At 38.7% G+C, this 18,395-nt stretch carries 16 protein-coding genes; 3 read left to right on the top strand and 13 right to left on the bottom strand.

Annotated elements, in window-relative coordinates; translation table 11 throughout:
* Positions 1-172: 172 nt before the first annotated feature.
* The 10 genes from AC23ME_RS15515 to AC23ME_RS15470 form a co-directional block, all read right to left on the bottom strand.
* Entirely contained in the window at positions 173-1,960 is a 1,788-nt protein-coding gene (locus tag AC23ME_RS15515; protein ID WP_487728689.1) for an STN and carboxypeptidase regulatory-like domain-containing protein, read from the bottom strand.
* Between the two features lie 2 nt (positions 1,961-1,962).
* A complete protein-coding gene (locus tag AC23ME_RS15510; RefSeq protein WP_487728688.1) occupies positions 1,963-2,916 on the bottom strand; it encodes a FecR family protein in 954 nt (317 codons plus the stop codon).
* A gap of 10 nt (positions 2,917-2,926) precedes the next feature.
* Positions 2,927-3,628 (bottom strand): RNA polymerase sigma-70 factor, encoded by a 702-nt coding sequence (locus tag AC23ME_RS15505; RefSeq protein WP_487728687.1) that lies wholly within the window; start codon positions 3,626-3,628, stop codon positions 2,927-2,929.
* Positions 3,629-3,648: 20 nt separating this feature from the next.
* Positions 3,649-4,176 (bottom strand): DUF4833 domain-containing protein, encoded by a 528-nt coding sequence (locus tag AC23ME_RS15500; RefSeq protein WP_487728686.1) that lies wholly within the window; start codon positions 4,174-4,176, stop codon positions 3,649-3,651.
* Positions 4,170-5,129, bottom strand: coding sequence for a sterol desaturase family protein (locus AC23ME_RS15495; protein ID WP_487728685.1), 960 nt, complete (start codon positions 5,127-5,129; stop codon positions 4,170-4,172). Before AC23ME_RS15495 ends, AC23ME_RS15500 begins: the two co-directional genes overlap by 7 nt.
* Before the next feature lie 15 nt (positions 5,130-5,144).
* Positions 5,145-5,804 carry a head GIN domain-containing protein gene (locus AC23ME_RS15490; protein ID WP_487728684.1) on the bottom strand — a complete coding sequence of 220 codons (660 nt, stop codon included), beginning with the start codon at positions 5,802-5,804 and terminating at the stop codon, positions 5,145-5,147.
* 33 nt (positions 5,805-5,837) lie between these two features.
* Positions 5,838-7,013, bottom strand: a complete 1,176-nt coding sequence (locus tag AC23ME_RS15485; RefSeq protein WP_487728683.1) for a hypothetical protein — start codon at positions 7,011-7,013, stop codon at positions 5,838-5,840.
* 216 nt (positions 7,014-7,229) lie between these two features.
* A complete protein-coding gene (locus AC23ME_RS15480; protein ID WP_487728682.1) occupies positions 7,230-9,587 on the bottom strand; it encodes a phosphocholine-specific phospholipase C in 2,358 nt (785 codons plus the stop codon).
* A 63-nt stretch (positions 9,588-9,650) separates the two neighbouring features.
* Positions 9,651-10,520, bottom strand: coding sequence for an aldose 1-epimerase family protein (locus AC23ME_RS15475; protein ID WP_487728681.1), 870 nt, complete (start codon positions 10,518-10,520; stop codon positions 9,651-9,653).
* 173 nt (positions 10,521-10,693) lie between these two features.
* Positions 10,694-11,674: a 2-hydroxyacid dehydrogenase gene (locus AC23ME_RS15470; protein ID WP_487728680.1), complete on the bottom strand. Its 981-nt coding sequence runs from the start codon at positions 11,672-11,674 to the stop codon at positions 10,694-10,696.
* A gap of 140 nt (positions 11,675-11,814) precedes the next feature.
* Between AC23ME_RS15470 and AC23ME_RS15465 the strand changes: the two genes are divergently transcribed.
* From AC23ME_RS15465 to AC23ME_RS15455, 3 genes are all read left to right on the top strand, one after another.
* The gene (locus tag AC23ME_RS15465) at positions 11,815-12,621 is read left to right on the top strand and encodes a CE1 family esterase (RefSeq protein WP_487728679.1); all 807 of its coding nucleotides are present in this window, start codon (positions 11,815-11,817) and stop codon (positions 12,619-12,621) included.
* A 66-nt stretch (positions 12,622-12,687) separates the two neighbouring features.
* Entirely contained in the window at positions 12,688-13,602 is a 915-nt protein-coding gene (locus AC23ME_RS15460) for a TIGR01777 family oxidoreductase (protein ID WP_487728678.1), read from the top strand.
* Positions 13,586-14,917, top strand: coding sequence for a cryptochrome/photolyase family protein (locus AC23ME_RS15455; RefSeq protein ID WP_487728677.1), 1,332 nt, complete (start codon positions 13,586-13,588; stop codon positions 14,915-14,917). Before AC23ME_RS15460 ends, AC23ME_RS15455 begins: the two co-directional genes overlap by 17 nt.
* A 16-nt stretch (positions 14,918-14,933) precedes the next feature.
* On the opposite strand, the gene AC23ME_RS15450 is transcribed toward AC23ME_RS15455, so the two are convergent.
* The 3 genes from AC23ME_RS15450 to AC23ME_RS15440 all read right to left on the bottom strand — a co-directional run bounded on the left by AC23ME_RS15450 (position 14,934) and on the right by AC23ME_RS15440 (position 18,231).
* Positions 14,934-15,797, bottom strand: a complete 864-nt coding sequence (locus AC23ME_RS15450; protein WP_487728676.1) for an FKBP-type peptidyl-prolyl cis-trans isomerase — start codon at positions 15,795-15,797, stop codon at positions 14,934-14,936.
* Positions 15,798-15,803: 6 nt separating this feature from the next.
* Entirely contained in the window at positions 15,804-16,271 is a 468-nt protein-coding gene (locus AC23ME_RS15445) for an FKBP-type peptidyl-prolyl cis-trans isomerase (RefSeq protein WP_487728675.1), read from the bottom strand.
* Positions 16,272-16,437: 166 nt separating this feature from the next.
* Positions 16,438-18,231, bottom strand: a complete 1,794-nt coding sequence (locus AC23ME_RS15440) for an acyl-CoA dehydrogenase family protein (protein WP_487728674.1) — start codon at positions 18,229-18,231, stop codon at positions 16,438-16,440.
* Between the last annotated feature and the right edge of the window lie 164 nt (positions 18,232-18,395).

Below are 18,395 nucleotides of genomic sequence, written 5' to 3'. Positions count from 1 at the left end.
TGTGCTTAAGACAACTATAATTAGAGAAGCGTTGTAAAATAAAATGAGCGTTAGACGGCAAATAATGTTATTTCAAACCCAAATGCGTCGCAATTTACTTTACTTAACAAAGCAAAACTAGCATACCTACCTAAAATGGGTATTAGTTTAAACAGAACAGGGATTTATACGATTAAAAGATATTTATACCTGCCGACCAGCCTATCCAGGCACTATTTCCATTAATGATTTTACTGCGTGATGGCGCAATTTGAGACTGATAACCATTGGCGGCCAAATAATTAAGTGGTGCTTCGGTAACGTAATAATTAAGTACTGAACCTCCATAAATACTTAGTCCCTTCATTATTTTTAACTGTAGGTTTAATTGAAACTTGTTGAGGATGTTGGCATAATCCCATCGCCCTAAATGCAAATGCTGAGCGGTAAGTTCTGTAGAAACTGAAATTCTTCTACCAGCAAAAAAATCGTGGCCAAAACCAAATCCGAAAGTTTCTATCTTCTTGTTCTCTTCGTAATTCTTACCTAATAAAAATATGGTATACAGATTAGCGTTGCCGCTCTTGAAAGAAACATTGGCATTGATCAAATCATTGCTAGAAACACTCAATTTATGATAACCACGACGCACAATATTAATCAGCCCCAAACTCACACCAGAAGAAGTATCAGCCACGTTGATTAAGCCAATTTGTAAACCTTTATTTCGCTTAGCATAATTTATGATACCTGATATTTGCACACCATTCATATTTTGCAAAGCGGCATTTCCAAATCCCGAAAGCTGAAAACCTTTAGTATCTTTTCCAACAATATTGAGTAAGCCTGTAATCTGAATCCCTCTTAAATCGTTGTTAGCCAAATTCCCCAAGGCAGATATTTGCATTCCTTCTACCAGGCCTCTAGAGTAATTTGCCGTAGAAATTTGGATACCGTTAGTTTTCCCACGCACGTGGTTATAAACCCCTGAAACCTGAACGCCATTAGCATTTTGACCAACCATATTTACCACACCAGCAATCTGTGCGCCTTCGGTATTACCGCCGTTAACGTTCAAAACACCTGCAACCTGAACGTACCGTACATCAGCCTTGTTCATATTAAATATTCCAGCTATTTCGGCACCATCTACTCCCGCAGTATAACCACCTATTAAGTTGAGCGAAAATTTATTTACCACGCTACCACTCATGCTACCATGAGAGCTTAATCCGGGTGTAATAGATGCCTGTACTGGCATATTGGCTAAAAAGTTAGGAATATTCATGTTTTGGATACGCTGCCGCGAAGAAGTTAACCAACGGCTAATCCCGAAACTCTCTAGCATATTAGACACAAAAGTTCCCTTTTCCTTGTCAGGATCATCGTATCCCTGAGGTTTCACATCTATACTTGATAAGAATATAATGGAAGTATCTCGATAAGTTTCTTTACTTGCAGTTAAAACAATTGCCGTGTGATTACCTTTAAACTTCAGATTAAAATAGCCTTCATCGTCGGTAATTGCAGATTCTAACAATCGCTTTTCGTAAACGCTTACATTTTTTACTTTCTTACCTGTCTGCGTATCTACCACTCTACCAGAAATGGCGTACAAGTTATCGGCAGTTACAATACTTTCTGCTTCGATAGAGAAGTGATTGACCGCATAACGCAAAATAATATATTCGTTGTTCTCCTTGTAGGCTACTTTCCCGTCAAAAAGCTGATCTAAAACTTCTCTAACTGGTTTGTTGCGAACATTGAGATTAACGATGCTATCTTGCCCGAACAAAGCGCCGTTATAAGCAAAATAAAATCCGCCAGCTTTACCTATTTTCTGAAGCACGCTGCCAATTTTGTGCGACTTTAAATCAAGTGTTACCAGCTTAGCTAAATTACTCTGGTTATAATTTATAGATGTTTGTGCAGCACAAAAAAAATTAACAAAAAAGAGGGCGATAAGTAGTTTGGTTTTCATTTCTACTTTTTAGACAGCAAAATCTCATTTTGGTTACGCTGCATTTTTAAATCGAGTGTTAAACATACCTCTTCTAGGTTCTTCTGCAACGAATATTTCAATGGTAAAGTGATAAAAATTTTCTCCTTTTTAACATCATCACTTACAGATATCTTAGTTCCATAAGCTTCAGTTAGCGTTTCAACCAGTTTAGACAACGGTGTATTACTAGCTACAAACACACCTGTTCTGTAGTAATTGTAAAGTTCGTCTTGGGTCTGTGTTTTTACCAATTCCTTTTCATCTGATAACAATACTCGTTCACCTTTGGTCAATGTTAATTCGCTACCATCTCTTTTCACCCTCACCACACCACTTTCTACAATTACTTCTACGTTATTTCCATGCTTTTTGATATTGAAAGATGTACCCACCACTTCCACATTAACATCATTGATATCGATAACGAAAGGATGTGAACTGTCGGGCATTACATCAAAAAAAACCTCACCATTTTTAATTTCTACCTTACGATTAGTTTTAAAATTAGAAGCATAGCTGATGTTCGTATTTTTGTTCAGTACCAACTGACTGCCATCTGGCAAGGTTTGGTTAAGTACAATATCATTACTTGCCAAATCGGTGTAGTTACCGCCAAACTGCTGATATGCTAACCAAGCACCAAAACAAAGTACAAAAACCGCAGCTACTCGCATCAAAACAGTAACTGGTTTTAGTTTTCTTACTATCGGTTGTGCAGTGTGTTTTTCATCAACCCGTTGCTTAAACTTTTGCCAAGCTAGTTCTTCATCTACATCGTTGCTTTCGGTTAGCGCAGCGCTTTCGTTCCAAATATGTTCAAACTGTGCAAAATATTTTTGATTTTCATCGCTCGTAGCAATCCAGTCTTGTACTTGCTTTGTCTCTTCTGCCGTAGTTTCGTTAAGCAGAAACTTTATCAATAACTCGTCATTCATATCGCTTTGCTTAATTTAAATATTCATTATGATTGGCTAGGCCCAAAAGGATCAACACTAAAAAATCTACCAATTTTAAACGAAGAATTTTCAAAGCTTTGCCCATTTGGTTTTCTACCGTTTTTACCGAAATACCCAATCGTTCCGCAATTTCCTTGTACTTCAATTCTTCAAAGCGGCTCATTTGAAAGATAATACGACATTGCTCTGGCAGTGCATTTAAAGCAAATTGAAGTTCTTTTTGCAATTCAGAAAGTTCTACCTTGTTAGAAGCAGCTTCGTGATGGGTGTTCATGGTATGCACTGTAAAATCCTGATATTTTGATTTTACCTGCTCATGCTTCAACAAGTTGAGGCTGTCGTTATAAATGCATTTATATAAATATGCTTTTACTGATGTTTGCACATCCAACAAATTTCGCTTTTCCCAAAGTTTTAAAAACATCGACTGCACTACTTCTTCAGCAGTATCCGTATCTTTTAAAAGCATATTTGCGTAGGCGTGCAATGCTTTGTAGTGCGCCTTAAAAAGTTGCTCAAAAGCAATGTCTGAATATGTTTGCACAGCTGTATTCACGTTAATATTATTCAAATATATTGGTTTGTTTTTAGAGCCGATATAAATTTGGAGATACTTTTCGTTAAAATTGTATTCATCAAATTTTGGAAACATTAAGAAGTTAAGTTTCATTAAGTTTTCATTACCCTTCATTCCTTAATGTTTTAAATAAACTATAGGTTAATCCGTTTTAAAATCTCTGCACCATTGTCGCTATCAACAGTAAACAAATCGATGTAATGCACCTTTGGAAACCAAAAACTCCCGCCATCTACTTTTACGAAAACACGCTTTAGCAATAAATCTTTTCCTTCGTCCTTAATATATAAACGATATTGCTGGTCGGCAGCAGATTTCTGTAAATACATAGGCAGTTTTTTGTATGAAACTAAGCGGATTTCGAAGCTTTCATTTGCTAGTTGTTTGCATTGCACCCCATAAGCAAACTTCTTTTCAATAGCAGATAACTCTTTAACTTTCCCATTTTCTTCGTAACGAATCCACGAAGCTTTAACGGGTACCTTTTCGTTCACCGAGCCATCCTTTTCCAAGTTCAAATGATAAACTACGGTGTTGGCATCCGGCGTACGTTGTAAAAAGAAAAGCAGGTTTTTCGCTTTTGGCTCTGGCAATATCGGCTGTGCCGCCAACAACTGCCCAAGCATTACTAAAAACAAACCCAAAACAGTGGCCTTTAGCAACCATGTGAATTTTTTTTTTTAGTCTTATTAGGATGATGGACTGCTTTATACCTGTAAACTTTAGCTGGACTGGCAAACATAAAGAACAATATTTCACGCAAGCCATCACTTTGTTTAACATCCTTAACAATTGCTCGGTATTCATGAAAATTAAGCACAAAAGGGTTTTCTTTGTTAGCCAAAGGCGATGTCAATCCATATTTTGGCTTTTCTTCTTCGTACTGAAAAGTTCCGAAAAGGTGGTCCCAAATCATCAGCGTTGCGCCAAAGTTTTTATCAATGTATTTCTCCTGACTACCATGATGTACACGATGATTTGACGGCGTACCGAAGTACTTTTCTATGAATGGATGCAATTTACCGATGGTTTCTGTGTGTACCCAAAACTGGTAAAGCGTACTCATTTGGCTGGCCACCATAAATATGATGGGATGAAAACCACACAAGGCCACTGGAATGAAGAAAATTATCTTGACGTGCTGTACCCAGCTTTGTCTAAAAGCCACCGTTAAATTATAATGCTCTGCTGAGTGATGCACCACATGCGATGCCCAGAAAAAGCGATTAAAGTGCGAAATTCGGTGCGCCCAATAGCTACAAAAATCGTAGATAAAGAAGCATGGAATTAAACTCCACCAGTTAAATTGTAAACGCCAAGGCAATAAATTGTACATCCAAACTGCCGCCAACAGCAAACTAGATTTTAGTAGAAGGTTAACTAATAAGTTTCCTAAACCTACCCAAAGCGAGCCTTTCAACTCTGCATGCGTATAATCATCGTGTTTAAAAATTTTGCCCAAAGCAAACTCTAAAACTGTAAATACTGCTACAAAAGGCAAGGCATAAGCAATAAGGTTGGGCGTATTGCTTTGCATTAGATATAGTTCTCCCAGGGCAAGCTTTTCGGCACCAAAATTGGCACCGAAAGCCTGCCAAAAAGTTTGACCAGCCATGAGTTTAAGATTAGATTAGAACTTGATGAGTTGTCCCGAACCGCTAATATCTTGCTGAATGGTAGGGGTACCTCTATAATATACTTTTCCGCTGCCGCTAATTTTAGCTTTCAAATGATCTGACACTTGGAATTTCACACTGCCACTTCCAGATACATTTACATCCGCTTGTTTTGTACTAACCTCTTCCAAATCAGCTTCACCAGAACCAGAGATTTCTACGTTTACACGCTCTACCTGCATTGGGTTTTCTATTTCTACTTCTGCCGAGCCACTAATATCTACCGACAAACTTTGTTCTGCTGGGAAACTGCCTTTGATATCGATTTCTCCACTTCCGCTAACAGAAACTCTTCTGATATTAGGCATGGTTAGTTCTACTTCAATATCGTCGCGATGAACGTTCACATGCTCAAAGCCCAGATACAAAACGTTGTTTACTACTCTGGTGGTAAACTGAGGAATTAAATTGCTAGAACCCTTAACCACAACCTTAAATGTAGTTCCGTAAGTAATCTTAACATCCGTTGCACCACTAGAGCTTACTCCTGTAAACTGTGCAACATCCCTAGTTTCTGAAATGATATTTCCGTTAGCCGTTAAACGATCTTTTTTACAAGCTGATAAGCTAAAAATTGTTGTAAGTACTAAAAGTGTGAAAGTCAATTTATTCATGATTATAATATTTATTTGTGTGTATTTGATTAATTAAAAAACGATTTGTAAGCCAGCTTGATAACCGATATGCAATGACTGTCTAAAATCTGACCAGTTATTTTGCCAAGTATGGATGACCAGCTTGTCATTTTCTGGATGTAGCGCCAAACCTTCTACTGTATTCGTAGTTACAAAATTGAAGGATGGTCCTCCGAAAATCTCTAACCACGGTGCCACTTTAACTGCTGGCAACATTCTCAATGTACTCTTAAAATACTCTCCATACTTAAAGCTTTCTAAGGTAGTTTGTGTTAGCTCTAGGTTTAATCTAAAGTGTTTCGATTGGAAGAAATGTGCGCCAAAACCTGCTTCGAAAGCGTACACTTCATCTGTATTTTTGAAGTTATAACCTGCTCCAATAATTCCGTAAAGGTGCTTGCCTCCAGACCTGAACGTTAACATAGACGTCTGACTTTCATCAATAGTTGCAGCGATACTTTTTTCTCCGTTTTTAATGATATTGATGATACCGATAGGGCAGTCGCTTGTTTCAGCGATATTGATAAACCCCGAGATTTGTGCACCTTTTACTTTCTTTGCAATGTTGATGAAGCCTGCAAACTGTCCGCCGTTTACATCTTTAGCTACATTTACGAAACCTGCAAATTGAGACTGGCTCACATTCTTCGCCGTATTCGAGAAGCCCGCCAACTGCGTACCTTTCACATTTCTAGCTACATTAGCAAAACCCGCCACTTGTGCGCCTTGCATATCTCCGCCAGTGGTATTTAAAAAGCCTGAAAATTGTGCGCCTTTTACATCGCGTTGCGCTAAATTGGCAAAACCTGCAAATTGCGGTCCTTTGGCAGAACGATAAGTATTAAGGAAACCTGCAAACATGGCACCGCTACTTTCTTTACCTACATGATTAGAAAAACCTGCGAACAAAGCTCCCTTAGCTTCGTTACGAACTACATTTGATAAACCTGCGAAAGCACTGCCTACTTCTACCGAAGAAACACCCGCAAGCAAATGAATAGACAGGTTATTGGTATCTAAAGGTGCATTTGTGCCATTGGTACTTAAAGGATAAATTAACCCGAAGTTAACTTTTACAGTCTTTGGCTCTTGGGCCTTGGCCTGAAACGCAAAGCCCGACAAAGCAAGCGATAAACACGCCAACTTTTGAATTGAATTGAGCTGTTTTTTGTAGTATGAATATTTCATTTGTGTCTTATTTAAAAATGAGACAACAAGAAATCAATACACCCCTACGTAAAGATTAAATAAATTTTATAAATTAATTAAAATTCTGATTTACAACCAGATAAATATCACTCAACCGTTAACTGAAGCCAACAGCAATGAAACATTCTTGGAGGCTTATTCTATTTCATTCCCGCCTGCTTCAGTTGACGGAAAAAGAATTGAAGAAAAACAAACCTAAACTACCCCACCCATGTATGGATCGGTTACACTTTCCTTACCAGTTTCAACATGTCCAGCATAGTGTTTTCTATAGCCTTCAAATCCTTTAACCGTTAAAAAGAAATTGTACCAATGGTGATATTTTTTTAAGTTGAGCGTAACAACTTTTCTAGTACCAACACCAAGCTTGATGGTTTTATGATTAACTTTGTAAACCTCATCATCAACCACAACCTCCAAAGATTTTGAGCCAGCATTTTCTAACAGCAATTGTAGATTACCAGAATTCCTTCTTGCACTGCCTTGCTGCTCAAACACACATTTCACCAACAAATCCGGATCGGCTTTACTACCCGAAAACCTACGGTAAAAACCATTTGGCCCATGCACCGACAAATCATACTTTCCCTGCGCAAAAGCATCAATTTCCCAATTGTCTTCCAAAGTATCGTTTGCTTTCACAGCGATGTACCAATTTCTACCTTGCTCACCGCTGTAGGTATTTAATGCAGAAACATTGAATGGTGCACCTACGCTGTCTTTATCCGTTACAAAATCTAGCACCACACTAGTTTTACCTGCATTTAAACGGGCATCCACCATTAAATGATAAGGCAATGCACAAGCAGGTTTTGTACCTTTTTCTTGCGTAGCCATCAAGGCTGATGAATTGACATCTACTGCATTGTATCGATTGATTTTCTCAATATCATCCTCCTTGAGTGGATGTGCCCTTTCCTGCTTAGGCTTATACTTTACGTTCTGGATATGGTTAATCACTTCATCTCGCACTAACGGATTTGGCTTGCTCAACTTTTCACCGTTGTAAGGTCTGAAAACCGAAGTCATATCTCCACATACAGCTCTGCGCCAAGTACTAATCTGTTCAGTTTTCAGCTGCTTTCCAGTCTTCCGATTTAGGAAGTTTTCCAAAAACATAAGCGTACTGGCGTGATCAAAAATCTGTGAATTTACGTAACCACCCCTGCTCCACGGCGAAGCAACAATCATCGGCACGCGGTAACCCAAACCAATAGGACTACCTTCTTCAGATTCATAATCCGAAGCAGTGTCAATACCTTCAGAAACCTTACCACGAGCAGCTGTGTTTGGTTTTGGCGCTACAAATGGCGGTATATGGTCATAGTAACCGTCGTTTTCGTCGTAGTTAACAATAAAGATGGTTTTTTTCCAAACTTCTGGATTTTGGGTTAAGATATTTAGTGCTTCGGAAACGTACCAAGTGCCATACAAAGGTGAGCTCGTGTGATCCGAAAAACGCTGAGGCGCCACCAACCAAGAAACCGTTGGCAATTTCCCTTCATTCACATCTTTCCTAAATTGATAGAAAATATCGCCTTTTGGCACATTCAAAACATCTACAGTACCATTTTCTTCTATCGGCACGGGAACCGACTGCAATTCTAGATAATCGGCAGCATTAATGTTAGTCGTAAATGCCTTGTCTATCAAATTCTTTTCTCGTTCAGTTAAGCTATTGTACTTTGCCAAAACTTCGTCGGCAGAAAGATTTGGAGTTACTGTTTTATCACCATTTTTTCTAAAATATGCCGACAATTTCACCCGATGCCTTTTCACATATTCCAGGGCATTGTCTCCATAGTTGCCCAACCAATCATCCGTTTCTGATGGTAGTTGCGCAGTCCAAATTTCGTTCTGGTAAACTCGCCAATCAACTCCATTATCTTCCAATAACTCTGGAAAAGTAGGCCAATCTACAAATTTATTGGTATGCGATTCGGCTTGATAATTACTCACCACAGGTCGCAAAGATTTATCGTTGGGGTTAGGCCGAACATTTCCGGTCCAATAGAACAATCTGTTTGGAGTAGTACCGGTTAAAGACGAACAAAAATGGTGATCGCAAACCGTAAAAGCATCTGCCATTGCATAATAAAATGGCACATCTTCCCGCTTATAGTAAGCTAAGGACATTACCGATTTTACGGGCACCCATTTGTCGTATTTCCCGTCGTTGCGAGCAGCAATTTGATCGGGCCACGAATGTGCCAAACCACCCTGCCAAGTCACTTTAGTTTTATTAAGGTCGATGTGAAAAGGTGTATAAGCATTTCCTTTGGCATCGCGTTGCACCCAAACTTTATCTTGATTTGGCAAAATATGAGGATGTGGGTCGTTGAAACCACGAACACCTCTCAGCGTACCAAACATATGATCAAACGAACGATTTTCCTGCATCAGAAACACCACGTGCTCTGCATCGTAAAACGTAGTTCCCGGATTGGGATTAATGGCTAAGGCCTTTTGGATCGCTTCTGGAAAAACATTTGGCAGTACCGCAGCTCCCGACAACAGGCTTGCTTGTTTAAGGAAATTTCTTCTGGTATTCACTAGCGTTGGTTGATAGTTAATGGCTCATGGTTTATAGTTGGTATCAGACGTAAGCTAGTTGTTTTAAAAACAGCAAACTTCCCAGCTGCGTTGCCAATTTTGTCCAGCTGCCAATTTCTCTATCCCTTCTTTTTCTTCTAATTTTCGGTTGTGGTTTACACCATCGGCAATGCCACACCAAGGCTCCAAACAAACAAAATTAGCATCTATTGCTGCCCAAATCCCAAAAAATGGGAAACCCTCGAAATGAAAATTGATGCCATTGTAGTTCCTAGTATTTAACAAACGGATTTGGCTGCTCTTCAATTTTTTAAAAACCAATGCGTCACCGTAAAAAAGCTCATGTGTTAAAGGCAACATTTTGTCTTTCAATTGTACCGTAGTCGTTTCATCAGCAATTAAATTATCTACGATATGATGATAAGTAAGCTCATCGTCTTCATTAAACTGCAAATAATAATCAGTGTAGATACCTTCTCCATTTAGTGGTGCCGCAAATGCGGGATGCCCACCAATTGAAAATAGCATTTCCTTATCGCTCGGATTAAAAACCTGATACGTACATTTTAAACTCGAACCCTGCAGACGATAACTGATGATCAATTCAAACTGGAAAGGATAGTTTTTTAGTGTTTCTTCAGTATGCGCTAGCTTAAATGAAATTTCCGCTTCACTCAACTTCTCATAACTAAAATCCATATCACGAGCAAAACCATGACGAGAAAGATGATATGTTTGACCTTGAAATTCGTAAGTATTATCTTTCAAAGCGCCTACAATCGGAAATAATATCGGGCTAAATTTGCCCCAAAATTTTGTATCGCCGCTCCACATATAGTTGATTTGGCTATCTGTACCAACAATGCGCTGTAGTTCGGCACCTTTTGTAGAAAAATCAATGGCTAGATGTTCGTTCTTTATGGAAACTATCATGAAATAAAAATATAATTTTTATGAATAGCTTTTTTAAATTTTAACAAACACTAACAGTTTTGCAATACTTGCCCAAATCGTCATCCCAGATTTCTTTTAGGATCGTAATGCATAATACTTTTCTAACGCTTTAAGATTCCCGTTTTCACGGGAATGACGGAATTGTTAAATTTTCAGTTGCCATAAACCTCTGGATTAATTACCTGCGGCATTCTTTCGCCTTTCAACGCAGCAACGATATTCTCTGCAGCCATCATAGCCATTTTTTCTCTAGTTTCTTTTGTGGCTGAGCCGATATGAGGCAGCACGCAAACATTTTCCATATCCAACAATGGATTGTCTTTATCCATAGGTTCTGGATTGGTCACGTCTAAACCAGCTCCCCAAATGGTTTTATTTTGCAATGCTGCTAACAGATCTTCTTCATTATGGATTGCACCACGAGCAGTATTGATAAAAATTGCATTAGGCTTCATTTTACTGAAAGCATTCTTATCGAAAATCCCTTTGGTTTGTTCAGTTAAATTTACGTGGACACTCAGTACATCGCTTTGCGACAAAAGTTCATCAAACGAGAAATATTTAGCACCAACTTCTTGCTCAGCCTGCTCGTTTCTATTTCTGTTATGATAAATGATATTCATATTGTAAGCTGCCTTTGCCTTCTTCGCCATTTCCAAACCAATCCTGCCCAAACCTAAAACGCCTAAAGTTTTACCATACAGCTCCTGCCCCAAGTTTTCCATTGGATCAAAGAATTTCCATTCGCCACGAGCAATAGTTTTGTGCATATAAAATGCCTTTCTAGCAACCGAAAGCATTAGCAAAAAAGCGGTATCGGCAGTAGCTTCACTCAGTACATCAGGTGTGTTGCTAATAGGTCTTTGATGTTTGTTGGCAGCGCCCAAATCTACTTTGTCGTAGCCCACACTCATCAAGGCAATACCTTTTAACTGCGGACAAGCACTTAAAAAACGTTCATCAATTTTATTAGGACCTACACTTAATAACGCACTGTGCCCCTCGCATAACTTAATGAGATCGTCTTGAGAAATGTTTTTAAGTTCAGTATAAATAGTAACTTCAAAACCAGAATCTTTAAGATAAGCCAAGGCATTGTCGCTAATACGACGGGTAATTAAAACTTTCTCCATAATGTAAATTGCTTATAAAAATAACGCTTTTTACTTGGTATTGTTTATTAAAATGGGCATTTGTACGATGCAAATAATCTTTTTCTCAATTAAACGACTGACGTTTTAAACTTTACATCGAAATTTCAATCTATGAAAGTATGAAACCAAACCACTTTCTAAAAGCAACCTTTTTGCTTGTATCATTTTTTCTTTGGAATATAACTTCTTCTGCACAAGAATTACCAAAAACTGTTGAATGGACAATTAATGGCGAAATCAGGAAAGCGATCATTTACGTGCCTACATCAGCAAAAACAAAACCTACACCAATCATATTTGCATTTCACGGACACGGAGGCACCATGCAAAATATGTATAGAAGCCGGGGCTTCGACAAGCTTTGGCCAGATGCAATTTTCGTTTGCCCACAGGGATTGAATACCAAGGGGGTACTAACCGACCCAGAGGGTAAAAAAAGCGGTTGGGTAATGACCAATCAAAACGACTCTAACCGAGATTTACAGTTTTTTGATGCGATGCTAAAAACACTCCGCACTGACTACAAAATAGACAATAACCGAATTTATGCCACAGGGCATTCTAACGGTGGCGGTTTCACTTACCTGCTGTGGGTTACACGACCAGATGAGTTCGCAGCATTTGCACCTACCGCAACGGCTGGAGGAAAACTCCTACCAAAATTAAAAACTCCGAAGCCCGGCTTTCATCTAATGGGCGAAAATGATCCTTTGGTAAAACCAGAATGGCAGAGAACAACCTATAATAAAATGTTGCGTATCAATGGATGTGTTGATGAGCCCTTGAAGATAGATGGTAACCTTCGCACTTATAAAGGCAAAGATGGTAATGATTTTCAGCTGTTCATACACAACGGCGGGCACGAGTATCCTAAAAGTGCAAACCAACCTATTATAGATTTCTTCAAGAAATACATTAAAAAGTAGCTATCAAAAGAGATAGCTAATGAGCCAAAAAAACAAACTAAATCTTAACTTTAGGGTTTAGTAAATATGGCAAAAAACATTCTCATCGCAGGTGCCACAGGTGTTGTTGGCGAACAACTCGTTTCAAAATTACTGGCAGAGGGGCATCAAGTTTCTATCTTGGCAAGGAAGCCGATTTCCACAGCAAACGTAAGAGTTTTCCAATGGGATGTCTATCAACAAACTATCGATAACAGCGCCTTCGAAGGAATTGACACCATCATCAACTTAACAGGCGAAGGAATTGCTGATAAACCTTGGACTGCAGAACGCAAACAGCAGATTATTGACAGTAGGGTTAAATCTGCCGAATTGATCTTTAAAGCAATAAGAGAAACTAACGCTAATGTAGAAAGTTATATTTCGGCGTCGGCAGTTGGCATTTACGGAGACAGGGCAGATGAGGTGTTAGATGAAGAAAGCTTAGCGGGAACTGGCTTCATGGCAGATTGTTGCCTAGCTTGGGAAAAAGCAGCCGACCGTGGAATTGCACTCGGAATTAGAGTAGTAAAAATTCGGATCGGGATTGTACTCAGCGAAACAGGAGGTGCTTTAGGTTCTATGGAAAAACCAATTAAGTATTTTGCAGGTGCCGCATTAGGTTCTGGAAAACAGTGGATGCCTTGGATACATATAGACGATTTGGTGAATATCTTTATTCATTCTCTTAAGGATAAAAATATGTTCGATGCTTACAATGCCACAGCACCATCTCCGGTAACGAATAAAACTTTTACCCAAGTTTTAGGCAGTGTATTGCGCCGACCAATTTGGCCTTTTAATGTTCCGAAATTTGTATTGAAGACCATTTTAGGAGAAATGAGTATCCTACCTTTAATTAGCAATAATACTTCTGCACAAAAATTATTGAATACAGGTTTCCAATTCAGATATTTGAACCTTGAAGATGCCCTAAAAGCCATTTATGAGCGAAAAAAATAAAAAACCTAAAATTAACATCTGTTGGTTAAGGAGAGATCTGAGATTAGACGACAATGCTGCGCTACACCATGCACTAAAAGCAGATAACCCTGTTCTAATGGTTTTCATTTTTGATAGAAATATCTTAAATCAACTAGAAAACAAAGCTGATGCCCGAGTAGATTTCATTCATCAGCAACTTTCGAAAATCAATGATCAACTGGTAAAAAAGGGGTCGTCTTTACTGGTAAAGTTTGATACTCCTGAAAAAGCCTGGAAAGATATAATTACGGAATTTGATGTTGAAGCAGTTTATGCTAATCACGATTACGAGCCCTACGCTAATCAGCGAGACAAAACTATAACCGTTTTTTTAAAGCAGCACAACATAGCATTACATACTTTTAAGGATCAAGTAATTTTTGAAAAAGATGAAGTGCGAAAAGCGGATGGCACACCATATACAGTTTTCACTCCTTACTATAAGCAGTGGCAACAAAAGCTCAATCCATTTTACTTAAAATCGTATCCAGTTAACAAGTACCTCAAAAACTTATATCAGACTTCCGCTTTTAAATTCTCCTCATTAACAGATTTAGGATTTACTGTTACTGATATAAAATTTCCATCTGCAAATTTTGAAGATAAGCTGGAAGGCTACGAAAAGGAAAGAGATTTTCCCGCAAAAAATGCGACTACCCACATCGGTCTTCATTTGCGATTTGGGACGGTAAGCATTAGAAAAGTTGCTAGTGAGGCTTTGACCCAAAAGGCAGACAAATGGCTTTCCGAATTAGCTTGGCGAGAGTTCTACATGATGATTTTATGGCACTTTCCACATACGGTGAACAAAGCATTCAAACCAAATTACGATCACATTCAATGGCGTAACAACGAGAAAGAATTCGAACTTTGGTGCAAAGGTGAAACTGGATATCCTTTGGTTGATGCAGGAATGAGACAGCTTAATGAAACTGGGTTCATGCACAATCGGGTGCGCATGGTAGTGGCAAGTTTTTTATGTAAGCACTTATTAATTGACTGGCGTTGGGGTGAAGCTTACTTCGCAGAAAAACTGCTCGACTACGAACAAGCCAGTAACGTTGGTGGCTGGCAATGGGCCTGTGGAAGCGGTAACGATGCTGCACCTTATTTCAGGGTGTTTAACCCGGAGCTACAGTTGAAGAAATTCGACCCGAAAATGGAGTACGTTTTTAAATGGGCACCCGAATACAAAAAGGCAATTGCTCCAATCCCAATTATAAATCATGAATTTGCTAGAAAGAGAGTTTTGGAGTCTTACAAAAAAGCTTTAAACGAAAAAATCCCGAGTTAATCGGGACTTTTTTATGTTAATTATTGGTAACTGTAGTTACCTCAATATCAAAATCTAGTGGTCTAGCACCGTAGGCTAAATGCGATGGAATAATAATTCTAATTTTTCCACCAGCAGTAATTCGATCAGGTAAAATCAATTGCCATCCTTTAACTAGTTGATCTAAACGAAAAGTTACGCCTGTACCAGAATCGAAAACTGTTCCATCTAAATATCTGCCAGTATAGTTTACAACTAAAGTAGAAAATTCGCTAATCATATCCGTGCCTGTACCCGGATTAATTATATTATAACGAATTCCAGAAACATCTGTGTTGAAAGTTAAGTTGTTTCTACTTATAAAGGTTGGAATTTCATAAGCATCAACCTCATGTCTCTTTTCATAAGTATACAAACCTAAATCAACTACAATTACTTCGTTAGAGCCTATACCAAAATTCGACAATCCATTTTTACCAAATGCCATTCTAGAAGGTAAAACGAGAGTAGCCTTGCCACCTCTATTTAATTTCGCAAGAACTTCACGTACCGGCTTAAACGAGTAAGCAGAATTACCAACTGCAAATTGATCTGTATAACCTAAAAAAGTTCCCGGTATCATTAAATCACTTGTTTGGTTATAAACTTTACCAGAGGTAGATTTGAAAGTATAAGAGTAATAAACTGAATCCGAATTAAGCACCGTATTTCCTGTACCAACATCTATGATACGGTATTTGTAACCACCTTCTCCATCAGAAAAAGTTTGCCCCGTGCTAGCTACATAAGCACTAATATTCTTGTTATCCAGCTCTTCCATGGTTTCATATTCCTTTTTACAAGAAGAAAAAAGAACAATTACACTAAAAAGTGCAATGATATATGTGGTTATTTTACGCATTAAATTTTATTGTGCTTGAAGTAAATCAATAGTGAAATCTAAAACTGAATTTTTGGCTATTGGCCCTTGTGACCTATTTCCATACGCCAAACCAGAAGGGATAATTAACCTGATACGTCCGCCAACTTTAACTAAGGGAACACCGATAGTCCAGCCTTGTATCACACCAGTTAATGGAAAGGTGATCATTTTTGTAGACTTGTCGAAAGTTGTTCCATCTAACAATTTACCTTCATAATTAACGCCTACTGTAGATGCAGCTGTAACATTAGCTCCAGTTCCTTGTGTAATAACTTGATAATATAAACCAGAACTGTGTTTTGTAGCTGGAATATTATTTTTTGCAATAAACTCGACAATTAGGGCATCATCTTTCGCAGCCTGCTTCTCCGCATCGTAATCATCTTTACTGCATGAACTTACTGCTGTAACAACCACAGCTAGCATCAGTAAAAACTTTGTTTTCAACTTCATTCAGCAAAAATAAACTTTTAAACCCGTTGCTACAATATTTAACCAAATTTAACATTACAAGGTTGAGGGCTGGAAGTTGGTATGCATAAGGTTTTAACTCAAAAAGGTGGAAGAATTGAGTATGCACCCAAACCTTCCACCTTTAAACCCTTAACCTTCTACCTCACTAAAAAGTATACTTGTTCGCTTCTATAATCTCAGCAGCAACATTCTGACGAGCTTGTTTCACATTAAATGGTTCCATTTTCGTAAAACGACGCAAGCCAACCAACATCATACGCAGTTCATCCCCTTCTCCAAAAGCCCAAAGTGCTTCTTTACCTGCTTTAGCCACGCCATCAACCGCTTCTACAAAATAGATACGCATTAAATCTAATTGGCCTTTTGCAGCTTCTTCGCCTTTTAAGCTCACTAGTTTTTCGGTTCTAAGCATCGCTGATTCAGCTACATAAACATAACTTGCCATATCGGCGATATTCATCAAAATCTCCTGCTCTTTGCTTAGGCTCATCATCAGGTTTTGCACCGCAGCACCAGCCACCATTAAAGTTGCTTTCTTTAAGTTTTGCAATGTCTTTTTCTCTGTGGCAAATAGAGTATCATCTTCCTCTCCAAAATCTGGGATAGACATTAATTCATTTGCTACAGCTGTTGCTGGCCCCATTAAATCTAGCTCGCCTTTCATTGCACGTTTCAACATCATATCAACTGTCAACAAACGATTAATCTCGTTCGTACCTTCGAAAATCCTGTTGATACGGGCATCACGGTAAGCTCTATCCATTGGTGCATCGGCACTGTAGCCCATACCACCGTAAATCTGCACACCTTCGTCTACTACATAATCTAAAGCTTCTGAACCCCAAACTTTCAAAATCGCACATTCTACAGCAAACTGCTCTACAGATTTCAGCTTTGCTTTTCCAGGCTCCATTCCATCTGCCACTAAAGCATCGTAAGTATCATCAATGTTTTGTCCGGCACGGTAGTTTGCTGCATCTACTGCATAAACTTTTGCTGCCATCTCGGCGATTTTATAACGAATAGCACCGTATTTAGAAATAGACCTACCAAACTGCTGACGCTCATTCGCGTAATTTACCGCTGTGCTAATCGTAGCCTTTGAAGCACCAATTGCCGCAGCCGAAAGTTTGATACGACCAATATTTAAGATGTTCACTGCAATCTTGAAACCATTCTGACGGTCGCTCAGCATATTTTCTACAGGCACAGGGCAATCGTTAAAAAACACCTGACGCGTAGACGAACCTTTGATACCCATTTTATGTTCTTCTGGGTTCATGGTAATGCCGCCGAAATCACGCTCTACAATAAAAGCAGTTAGGTTTTCATCATCATCAATTTTGGCAAAAACGATTAAGATATCTGCAAATCCACCATTGGTAATCCACATTTTTTGACCGTTGATGATATAGTTTTTACCATCTTCGCTGAGCTTTGCTTTTGTCTTTCCAGAGTTGGCATCAGAACCTGAGTTTGGTTCGGTTAAGCAGTAAGCTGCCTTCCATTCCCCCGTTCCCAACTTCGGAATATATTTCGCTTTTTGCTCTTCATTTCCGTAGTACAAAATTGGCAAAGTACCAATTCCAGTATGTGCCGATAAAGCCACGGCAAATGAATGTCCGGCGCCAACTACATCAGCTACCAACATCGATGTGTTGAAGTTTTTACCAAAACCTCCGTATTCTTCAGGTACTGAAACACCTAAAATACCCAATTCGCCTGCTTTGGTTAAAAGCGTTGGCATCAGTTCCGGGTCTGCGTGACTGTCTAATTTTTCTAAGTTTGGATAGACCTCAGCTGCTAAAAAATCGCGACAAGTCTGCGCAATCATTTGCTGCTCTTCATCAAACTCTTCTGGAATAAATACATCATGATAAGAAGTTTCCTTAATTAGGAATTCTCCACCTTTGATAGCTTTTTTGTCTGTTGTTTCCATTTTAAATTGGATTTTGGAGTGAAAAACTAGATTCCACTCGATATTTTATTTGAAAATCAATTTCAGTATTTCTATTTATGTAAGTCCCGCTATTCGTTTCAAGTCCTCGGCTTCGTTAACTCAGCCTACGGGCTTTTCACTTCTATCGGGTTTAACTGGCAATT

The sequence above is a fragment of the Pedobacter sp. T50_32 genome (assembly GCF_057652195.1).
The sequence above is the reverse complement of the archived record's forward strand: the minus strand, read 5'-3'. Positions and strand labels throughout refer to the sequence as shown.